Here is a 9,651-nt window from a genome sequence, read left to right on the forward strand (position 1 = left end):
CGACTGTTGCGCGCGGCCAACGTTCTGCCGATCGAGCGCATCGTCGCAGTCGAGACCGGTGCGTGCCCGCACACGGCAATTCGTGACGACGTCACGCCGAACCTCATTGCGGTCGAAGACCTCGAGCGTCAGTTCCATCCCCTCGACATGGTGATCGTGGAAAGCGGCGGTGACAACCTGACCGCCACGTTCAGCCCGGCACTGGTCGACGCCCAGATCTTCTGCATCGACGTCGCGGGCGGCGGAGACGTCGCACGAAAGGGCGGCCCCGGAATCGAGCGGGCAGATCTGTTGGTGGTCAACAAGATCGATCTGGCCCCGTACGTCGACGTCGACGCGGTCCAGATGGTTGCCGATGCCACGGCCGCGCGTGACGGACTTCCAGTTCTCGCGCTCAGCCAGAAGGATCACTCAACGATCGACCAGCTCAGTGCGTGGCTCCGCCAGGTCATCGCATCTCATCGCGCGGGTAGTCACACCCCGCAGGATCCGGGGCCGATGGCGCCGCACTTCCATGCCGATGAAGAAGACCACGGTCACGGTCACGGTCACGGGCACAGCCACTCTCACGCTCACTGATGCGCACTGGAGCTACGCGGGTCGTCGTCGAGAGAGTGGGTGACACCGCTGTTGCGCGAGAGCTGATCTCCGGCGACTTCCTGGCCCCGCGGTTCGTCGACGCTCGCGGGCTCACCGTGCGAATTGCCTTGGTAGGGCACAGTGCAACGCTGCTGGCCGGCGACGACCTGCGTATCGAATTCGTAGTCGCTCCGGGTACGTGCCTCGAGGTGATCGAGCCGTCGGGGACCGTCGCGTACAACGCGCGTGGCGGCCGGGCGTCGTGGTCGGCTTCGGCGAGCGTCGGCGCCGGTGCGGCGCTGATCTGGCGCGCGGCACCGTTTGTCGTCGCGGGCGGCGCGGATGTGACCAGGCGCGTGGATATTTCACTGGAATCCGATGCCGTTGCGCTGCTCGACGAGATGATCGTATTCGGCCGGACCGGCGAAACCGGCGGTGCGCTTCGCTCGGATCAGCGCATTACCGTCGACGGTGACGCGCTGCTCGTGGAAACTCTCGACCTGCGTAGCGTGCCGGGCCGTTCGCTGCCGGGAATTCTCGGTGGCCATCGCGTGCTCGGTACGACCATGCTGTTGGGGATGAAGACTACCGACGACGTCGAAGGGCACGTGACGCCGCTGGCGGGAGCAGGGATGCTGGCACGGGCCGTTGCCGATCACGCACACGAGGCGAGCGCAGCGTTGGATCCGATCTGGTCGCAGTGGCGTGGGCGAGTTTCGCAGGAGTACACCGACTGATTCGCCCTACCGTCACACTTCGGGAGGCTGCGTCGTCCAGTATGTGACCAGGCCGAAGAGAGCTGGGCGCACAGGTTTGACGGAGGCATCATGCGAATTGTTGTTCTGGGCGGAACCGGCCAGATGGGAAAGCTGGTCGTCGAGCAGGCAAAGGCAGGGGGCCACGACGTGGTCGCTGCCGCTCGATCGACGGGAGTCGACATCTCTACGGGTGCCGGGTTGGACGAAGCATTTTCCGGCGCCGACGTGGTCGTCGACGTGAGTGATCATGTCACCAACAGTGCGAGGAAGGCGATCGAGTTCTTCGAGACGGCAGCAAGGAACATCGTCGCGGCCGAAGCCAGGGCCGGCGTGAAGCACCACGTGTTGCTCTCGATCGTGAACTGCGACGATCCGCGATTGAAGTCCTTCGGTTACTACCAGGGGAAGGCTGCGCAGGAACGCGCGGTGGAGGCGTCGGGTATTCCATTCACAATCCTGCGATCCACTCAGTGGTTCGAGTTCGGCGAGAAGACGATCGCGCTCTTCGGGCTGGGGCCGGTCGCGATGGTTCCCCGGATGCGGTCACAACCGGTGGCAGCGAAGACCGTCGCCGAGGCTCTGGTGACGTGCGCTCAGAACGGTCCGACCGGGAGGGCTCCAGATCTCGCCGGGCCTGAGGTCCTCGAGATCCCGGCCATGACGCGCGAGATCTTGAAATACCGTGGCCGACGTAGGTGGCTGATCCCGATCTCGATGCCGGGAGCGGGTAAGGCGATGAAGGGTGGGGCGTTGCTGCCCGCGCCGGGATCCACAACTGCAGGACCCACGTTGGAAACCTGGTTGCACGAGAACTGAATAGGAAAGGCGGCCGCGCAAGTGCGCGGCCGCCTTTTACTCACGTGGACGGTTGGGTTCAGAGATCCGGGTACGAGGTGAGGTTGTCGACCTTCTCGGTGGTTTCGGGCTCTTCGGGCAGCTTGCCGGTCACCAGGAAGATGACACGTCGGCCGACCTCGACGGCGTGGTCGGCGAATCGCTCGTAGAAGCGGCCGAGCAGCGTGACGTCGACTGCGGCGGCAACGCCGTGCTTCCACTCACGGTCCATGAGGACGGTGAAGAGGTGGCGGTGGAGGTCGTCCATCGCTTCGTCTTCTTCGCGCAGACGGGCAGCGCGCTCGGGGTCGCGGGTCTCGAGGACGACCTTGGCGGCCGCACCGATGGAGACAGCGATGCGTCCCATCTCGGCGAAGTAGCCGTTGACCTCTTCAGGAAGCACGTGGTTGGGATGTCGGCGGCGCGCGATCTTGGCGACGTGCAGGGCGAGTGCGCCCATGCGGTCGATGTCGGCGACGATCTGGATTCCGCTGACCACCGAGCGCAGATCTCCGGCAACGGGAGCCTGCAAGGCGAGCAACGCAAACGCGCGCTCCTCGCAGATGGTGCTGAGTTCGGTGATCTTGTCGTGTTCGCCGATTACTTGTTCTGCCAGGGACAGGTCTGCCTGGAGCAGGGACTGGGTGGCGCGCTCCATAGCGGCACCTGCCAGTCCTGCCATCTCGCCGAGCGTGTCTGCAAGCTCGGTCATCTGTTCGTTGTAAGCCACGCGCATGAGGTCAGAGCCTACGTGCCGTGAAAGACCAAGTCACAAGCACCAGGTGAACGCAAGGTGAATGAACGCGTGTCAGTCGCAGGTGGTGTCGCCGGCGTTGACGCTGGCGATGTCGGCGGGCAGAGCCGTCGAGGTGCTGGTGTCGACCGACGTCGGATTTGCCGCCAGGATGGTTCCCGGGTCCGCGGGGGCGACGACGGTGCCGGCGAAATTGCTTCCGACGACGACCTCGATCATGTCTCCCATGCTCGGAGCGAGAACCAGAACCGCGCCGGGAATCGACGACGCGACAGTCACCGCTTCAGCCTCGTAACCTGCGGCGTAGCGCACGACGGTGGTCGACGCTTGAGCATTCGCCAGGCCGGTGGCTGCGCTGAAGTTACCGACTGTGGAGATCTGGAAACCGTAAGCCGCGAGGCTGTCGGCGATCGTCGCGGCCTGCCCGGCGATTCCCGAGGCGTTGGAGACGTCGACCGAGATGTTGTAGGCGCTCATTGCCTCGACGGAAGTGGCGGCCGGCGGCGTGCTGGACGTAGGAGCGGTTGTCGTGGAACTGGTCGACGACGGTGTGGTGTCCTCGCGCTCTTCACCCGGAAGCGGATCGTCGTCGATGATCGCCTGGAAGAGGGACTTGATCTCGTCCGTGCGAGGAATCTCGTTGCCCCAGTCGTTGGTGCCGTCCGTGGGGACCGTCAAGAACGTGACCGCGCCTGCGTCGACGTTCTGGAGCGAGCGACCGAGGGTGACCAGTGACTTGGTGTCGATGTTTTCGACGAACGTGTCGCTGGTGAAGGCGTTGATGAATCCGTTGAGCTTGCTCGGATTCAGGAGGACCTGGTTGGACAGGGCCGAGCGGAGCAGCGCCGACAGGAACTTCTGCTGGCGGGTGATGCGCCCGTAGTCGCCGTTGCCCTCGGCTTCGACGTGGCGAGCACGCACGTAGTTGAGGGCGGTACGGCCGTCGAGCATCTGCGTGCCGCCGGAGGCGAGGACGGTTCCGAGGATGCCGTCTTCGATCGGTCCGGGGGAGCAGACGTTCACACCGCCGACGGTGTCGACCATGCGCTCGAAACCGGCGAAGTCCATTCCGACGAAGTGCCCGATTTTCAGGCCGGACATCTTCTGGATGACCTTGACCAGGCATTTGGGGCCACCGAGTGCGTACGTCGCATTGAGCTTGTCCCCGCTCGCTGCCGGAAAGGTTTCGCTGGTGTACTTGCCGGCGTCGTTGTCCCATCCCTGACAGATCGGACGTTCGACGTCGAGGTCACGCGGGAAGGAGACGGCGACGACGCGGCTTCGGTCGGCGGGAATGTTCACCAGCATGACCGTGTCGGCTCGGGCGCCTTCGGCGTCTTCGACGGTTCCGGCGCCGATCTCACCGCTCGCACCGGCGCGGGTATCGGTGCCGATGATCAGGTACGTCTCGTCGCCGAGTTGACCACCGGCGTCGATGATGTCGTCGGACTCGGTGTCGAGTGCCGCAATCTGATCGAAACCGCCTTCGACCGAGCGCAGATAACCCCACACGACGCCGGTCAATGCGAGAGACATGACGGCCAGGAACGCTACTGCCGATCGGCCGATCACTTTTGCGCGATGGCGGCGGCGAATCTTGCTTTGCGCCAGACGAGTGGCGCCGGTGTCACCGACTACCCGCGGCACTGCGGAGGTGACGGGATGTTCTTCGGTGATCCAGTCCGCAGCGGCGGGCGGAACGGTCGGACGGGCGGGAATCGGCCGGGCGGGGGGCGGCGACGACGCTGCTGAAGATTGAGTCTTGGGTGGTACGGATTTGTTCGGCGCCGGCTTGGGCGGCGCAGCCGGGGCTGGTGGCGGCTTCTTGTCGCCTACCCGACGGACCAACTCGGCGACCGAAACAGAGTCGTCGGTCGGAGGCGAGTCCCGTCGCCCGGTACGTCCACTGCTGCGACGCTCCGGGGGACTGGGGGGTTGCGGTGTTGGTCGCTGGGGTGTGGCAGGGCGCTGGGGCGTTGCCGGTTGGTCCGGTCGGGCGTTGCGGAAGCGCTTGTCTGCGAGCGGACGTTCCCAGGGGGCGCGGCTCTCGGGCGGAGGTGGGCCCGAATCGTGATCATCACCCACCGATGCAACCTGTCCCGTCGTCGACTGTCAGTAACTCGTCATTCAGATGCCGGCGTCAACCGGTTGTCGACGAAGCTGGAGCCATATTACTGGTGAATCCTGAGTGCTTCACTCAGAAAGTGATGTGAGTAATCCGACGGCGTGTTTTCGCTAGCCGCCAGAGTGCATCATGTCAGCTCCCACCGGCACAAGGTCGTCTTCGGGATCGTCGAGCCAACCTTCCGGGAGTGCTACCTGACCGGGTGAGCCTTGGCGTCCGCGCGGGCCTTCGGCGTCCTTGGGGAACGGGACGTCGTGGTCGAGCTGTCCGAGCAGGTCGTCCAGTTCGGACAACGTGCTGACCAGAGCCATCGAGACCCGCAGATCCGATCCGACCGGGAACCCACGCATGTACCAGGAGACGTGCTTGCGGAGCTCGCGCAGACCCTTCATTTCACCGTGATGTGCGGCGAGCAGTTGGGCGTGACGGGCGATGATCTTGGTGACTTCGCCGAGCGTCGGCGGCGTGGCGATCTGTTGTCCGTTGAGAGCTGCGCTGAGTTCCGCGAACAGCCATGGCCGTCCGAGGCAGCCGCGTCCGACGACGACGCCGTCGCAGCCGGTCTCGTTCATCATGCGGGCAGCATCCGAGGCGTCGAAGATGTCGCCGTTGCCGAGGATCGGCACGTCGGTGACGTGTTCCTTGAGGCGCGTGATCTCGTTCCAGTCAGCAGTGCCGGAGTAGCGCTGCGACGCGGTACGTGCGTGAAGTGCGACGGCAGCGGCGCCTTCAGCTGCGGCGATCCGGCCGGCGTCGAGGTGCGTGTGATGTTCGGGGTCGATGCCGACGCGCATCTTGACGGTGACCGGAATGTCGGTGCCTTCGGTGGCGCGCACGGCTGCCGCGACGATCTGACCGAACAGTCGACGCTTGTACGGTAGAGCCGATCCGCCGCCCTTGCGGGTCACCTTGGGTACCGGGCAGCCGAAGTTCATGTCGATGTGATCGGCCATGTTCTCGTCGACGATCATCTTGGCCGCGGCGTAAGTCGTATCCGGGTCGACGGTGTACAGCTGCAGCGACCTGGGCGTTTCGGTCGGACCGAACGTGGTCATGTGCATCGTGGCGGGTTGGCGTTCGACGAGCGCGCGGGCGGTGACCATCTCGCAGACGTAGAGCCCGGACGTGCTGCCTGCACGTTCGAGTTCGAGTTCACGGCACAGCGTGCGGAAGGCGACGTTGGTGACGCCCGCCATGGGTGCGAGGACCACCGGGCTGTGCAGCTCGAGTGAACCGATACGAAGGGATGACATGTCTACCTCTGAACAAATACTTGTGACAATTGGAAGTGCCCGGTACCGAATCCGGTACCGGGCACAGAATAGCTGGTGAAACTAAGAAGCCTGCTGTTCGCGCTTGGCGGCTTCGCGTGCGAGCATGCGATCGCGCTGTTCCTCGAACTTCGTCGCGTTGGCGGCGAGTGTCTCGAGGAAGGCCGCCAACTCTTCGCGCGTGTTCTCGCCTTCGGCGCTGAAATCGTTGCGCTCGAAGATGTTCCACTTGCGCAGGACTGGCCAGACGACCTCGTCGAGGTGTTGGCGAAGGTCGTAGATGCCGTGCTTGGCCATGAGGGCGCCGTTGCGGCGGAAGTTCGGCATGCCGGCGCCGGGCATCTGGAAGTTCTGGACGATGTTCGCCACAGCCTTGAGCGCCTGATCGGGAGCAAGATCGAGCGCGGCGGCGCAGATGTTGCGGTAGAAGATCATGTGCAGGTTCTCGTCGGCGGCGATGCGCTGAAGCATCTTGTCGGCAATCGGCTCGTCGCAGGCCTTGCCGGTGTTGCGGTGGCTGACGCGCGTCGCGAGTTCCTGGAAGGTCACGTAGGCGACCGAGTGCAGCAGGCCGGCGTCGCCCTCGTCGATGGGTGCGCTGTAACCGTTTGTCATGTGTTCCATGCGGAAGCGCTCGAGCTCGACGGGGTCGACTGCGCGCGTGACGACGAGGTAGTCACGCATCACGATGCCGTGGCGGTTCTCCTCGGCGGTCCACCGGCCGACCCACGTTCCCCAGGCACCGTCCTGCGAAAAGTTCTCGGCGATCTCACGGTGGTACGACGGCAGGTTGTCCTCGGTGAGCAGGTTGGTGATCATCGCGGCGCGAGCTACCTCGCCGAGTTGTGACTGTTCGAGACTCCAGTCTTCGCCGCCCATGGCTGCGAAGTTACGGCCCTCGTCCCACGGAACGTAGTCGTGTGGATGCCATTCCTTGGCCATGGAGATGTGGCGGTTGACGTTCTCCTCGGCAACCGGCTGCAGCTCTTGTAGCAGCTCCAGCTGCGTCAGAATCCTCGTCATTTCTTGCCTCCATGTTGAGTGAATGCGCGACTTCGCCCCAGCCTACGGCACCGTAGGTTTGAAAAGAATGGCATGAAAATTGCTCCCCTCGAGGGATGTTACCGATCCGTAGTTATCCGGGGGCACTTTCACTACCAAGTCGTTCTTTCGACGTAGTCGCGGAAAGTCCGGGCGGGATCGGACAGCTCGCGGCTCTTCGACCAGATCAGCCCTATTTTTCGCTGTGCTCCTTCGATCGGTACGTAGACGACTCCTTCGGCCCAGATCGGTGGATCCTGAACCGGCATGACCGAGACGCCGAAGGACGCGGAGACCAGTCCGCCGACCGTTGCCAGCTCGCTGCTCTCGAAGACGAAATTCGGAGTGAATCCTGCGGCCGCGCACAGTTCATCGAGAATTCTTCGCATCCCGAAGTTCGGATGCATACCGATGAACGGTTCGTCGGCCGCGTCCGCAAGCTCGACCGAATGCAACTTCGCAAAGCGATGATCAGCCGGAACAGCCAATGCCAGTGACTGCTGGGCGATCTGCATCCACGCCACCTGCGGATCGCGCGGCTGAGGCGAGACGACGGCCAGGTCGGACGTGCCGGCGGCGATTCTGTCGACCAGGAACTGCGCGCTGTCCTGATGCAGTTCGAATCGCACTCCGGGATGCTCGACGCGGTATCCGCGCAGCATGTGCGGCACCAACCAGGTGCCGAACGAGTGGAGGAAGTCGAGCCGGACCGTGCCGCTCTCGGGGCTCGCCAGCGACTGGATTTCGGTCTGCGCGGCGTCGAGGGCGCGCAGTGCGATGCGAGCATGTCGATAGAGGATCTCGCCGTACCGGTTCAGTTCGAGTCGGCGTCCCTGACGGTCGAAGAGTGTCACGCCGATCTGTCGTTCGAGGCGTGCGAGTTTGCGCGAAAGGGTCGGTTGCGACAGGTGAGTCAGATCCGCGGTAGCGGTCACCTGTTGGGTTTCGGCGAGCACGACAAACCATTCGAGGTCTTCGGTCAGCATCACGAACCCAATCTATATACCTCTGGAGCATATAGAACATCAAGTTTATGCATTTTCTTTTGCCGAGTCTGGGCGGGAGGATTCTTGCCGGAGGTAAGTGATGCCTGGAGGTACGTGGTGACTGTCGAGAATGTGATCGAATCCGAAGTGATGCCGCTTCGCCGCGGAACATCGGGATATCGAACCGTGACTGTTGCGTTGTTCGCGGCCGGGCTGTCGACGTTCATCTCGATGTACGCGGCACAGGCGTTGCTGCCTGCGTTCGCCGAAGACTTCCACGTCTCGCCTGCGGTGTCTGCGCTGTCCGTCTCGGCGACGACGGGCATGTTGGCGTTGGCAATCATTCCGGCCAGTGCGCTCTCCGAGCGGTTCGGTCGCACACGGGTGATGATCGCGTCGGCGTCGGCGTCCTGTGTGATCGGTTTACTTCTACCGCTGAGTCCGACGATCGAGGTTCTGCTGGTCGGACGCGCAGCACAAGGATTGGCTCTGGCCGGTGTCCCGGCGGTGGCGATGGCCTATCTGGCCGAGGAGGTCGATCGGAAGGACCTCGGTGCAGCGATGGGAAGGTACGTCGCCGGCACGACGATCGGTGGGCTGATCGGACGGCTCGTGCCGTCGGCCGTCGTCGATTTCAGTACGTGGCGTTGGGCGCTGTTGACTGCGTCCGCGCTGTCGGCATTGTTCGCGCTCAACATGATCCGGCGGCTTCCCGCGTCGAAGTTCTTTCGCCCGCAACCGATATCGGCGCGCACGATCGCGTCGAATCTACGACGCCACCTTGCGAACCCGTCGCTGCGAACACTCTTCGCTTTGGGATTCATCCTGATGGGCGGCTTCGTGTCGATTTACAACTTCCTCGGGTTTCGGCTCACGGCAGCACCTTTCGGCCTTCCTGAAGCGCTTGTGGGCCTGGTGTTCCTTTTCTACCTTGCCGGAACTTTCACCTCGGCGGTAGCCGGCGGGGCCTCTGACCGACTGGGTAGGCGCAGCGTGCTGCTCGGGTCGGTTGTCGTCATCGGTATCGGCCTGGCACTGACCGTTCCGGACAATCTGGCGTTGACGCTCGTGGGGATGCTGCTCTTCACCGGAGGATTCTTCGCCGCACATTCGGTGGCCAGCGGTTGGGTGGGGCTGATCGCTACCGATCACCGGGCCGAGGCGTCGGCGTTGTATCTGTTTGCCTACTACGCGGGTTCGTCCGTGGCGGGCGCCCTCGCGGGTCTTGCATACGCGGGTGGCGGTTGGGTCGGGGTCAGTGCTTTTGTGGGCGCGCTGCTGTTGGTTGCGTTTGCCTTGTCAC

9 protein-coding genes are annotated in these 9,651 nt (G+C 63.8%); 4 read left to right on the top strand and 5 right to left on the bottom strand.

What is annotated here, in order from left to right:
* The 3 genes from RWT78_RS24650 to RWT78_RS24660 all read left to right on the top strand — a co-directional run.
* The coding region (locus RWT78_RS24650; RefSeq protein WP_314681584.1) for a GTP-binding protein at window positions 1–579 on the top strand (579 nt) is incomplete at its 5' end.
* A complete protein-coding gene (locus RWT78_RS24655) occupies window positions 579–1,316 on the top strand; it encodes an urease accessory protein UreD (protein WP_232329909.1) in 738 nt (245 codons plus the stop codon). The genes RWT78_RS24650 and RWT78_RS24655, both read left to right, overlap by 1 nt.
* 90 nt (window positions 1,317–1,406) lie before the next feature.
* Window positions 1,407–2,153: an SDR family oxidoreductase gene (locus RWT78_RS24660; protein ID WP_314681587.1), complete on the top strand. Its 747-nt coding sequence runs from the start codon at window positions 1,407–1,409 to the stop codon at window positions 2,151–2,153.
* A 58-nt stretch (window positions 2,154–2,211) separates the two neighbouring features.
* On the opposite strand, the gene phoU is transcribed toward RWT78_RS24660, so the two are convergent.
* The 5 genes from phoU to RWT78_RS24685 form a co-directional block, all read right to left on the bottom strand.
* Window positions 2,212–2,907: a phosphate signaling complex protein PhoU gene (phoU, locus tag RWT78_RS24665; RefSeq protein ID WP_003940130.1), complete on the bottom strand. Its 696-nt coding sequence runs from the start codon at window positions 2,905–2,907 to the stop codon at window positions 2,212–2,214.
* A gap of 72 nt (window positions 2,908–2,979) precedes the next feature.
* Complete coding sequence (locus RWT78_RS24670; RefSeq protein ID WP_257230633.1) at window positions 2,980–5,010, bottom strand: LCP family protein; 2,031 nt, start codon at window positions 5,008–5,010, stop codon at window positions 2,980–2,982.
* A gap of 150 nt (window positions 5,011–5,160) precedes the next feature.
* Complete coding sequence (dusB, locus tag RWT78_RS24675; protein WP_003939756.1) at window positions 5,161–6,303, bottom strand: tRNA dihydrouridine synthase DusB; 1,143 nt, start codon at window positions 6,301–6,303, stop codon at window positions 5,161–5,163.
* 81 nt (window positions 6,304–6,384) lie between these two features.
* Complete coding sequence (locus tag RWT78_RS24680; protein WP_003940492.1) at window positions 6,385–7,344, bottom strand: acyl-ACP desaturase; 960 nt, start codon at window positions 7,342–7,344, stop codon at window positions 6,385–6,387.
* Between the two features lie 131 nt (window positions 7,345–7,475).
* Window positions 7,476–8,351 (bottom strand): LysR family transcriptional regulator, encoded by an 876-nt coding sequence (locus tag RWT78_RS24685; RefSeq protein WP_081377546.1) that lies wholly within the window; start codon window positions 8,349–8,351, stop codon window positions 7,476–7,478.
* A gap of 147 nt (window positions 8,352–8,498) precedes the next feature.
* Between RWT78_RS24685 and RWT78_RS24690 the strand changes: the two genes are divergently transcribed.
* On the top strand, window positions 8,499–9,651 hold a 1,153-nt coding region (locus tag RWT78_RS24690; protein ID WP_314681596.1), incomplete at its 3' end, for an MFS transporter.

Origin of the sequence: uncultured Rhodococcus sp. (assembly GCF_963525155.1) — a bacterium.
Taxonomy (GTDB): Bacteria; Actinomycetota; Actinomycetes; order Mycobacteriales; family Mycobacteriaceae; genus Rhodococcus_F; species Rhodococcus_F qingshengii.

Excerpts from the sequence above, each read along its gene's own strand:
- RWT78_RS24655 (WP_232329909.1), top strand. The coding sequence starts at position 579 with ATGCGCACTGGAGCTACGCGGGTCGTCGTCGAGAGAGTGGGTGACACC.
- RWT78_RS24660 (WP_314681587.1), top strand. The coding sequence starts at position 1,407 with ATGCGAATTGTTGTTCTGGGCGGAACCGGCCAGATGGGAAAGCTGGTC.
- phoU (WP_003940130.1), bottom strand. The coding sequence starts at position 2,907 with ATGCGCGTGGCTTACAACGAACAGATGACCGAGCTTGCAGACACGCTC.
- RWT78_RS24680 (WP_003940492.1), bottom strand. The coding sequence starts at position 7,344 with ATGACGAGGATTCTGACGCAGCTGGAGCTGCTACAAGAGCTGCAGCCG.
- dusB (WP_003939756.1), bottom strand. The coding sequence starts at position 6,303 with ATGTCATCCCTTCGTATCGGTTCACTCGAGCTGCACAGCCCGGTGGTC.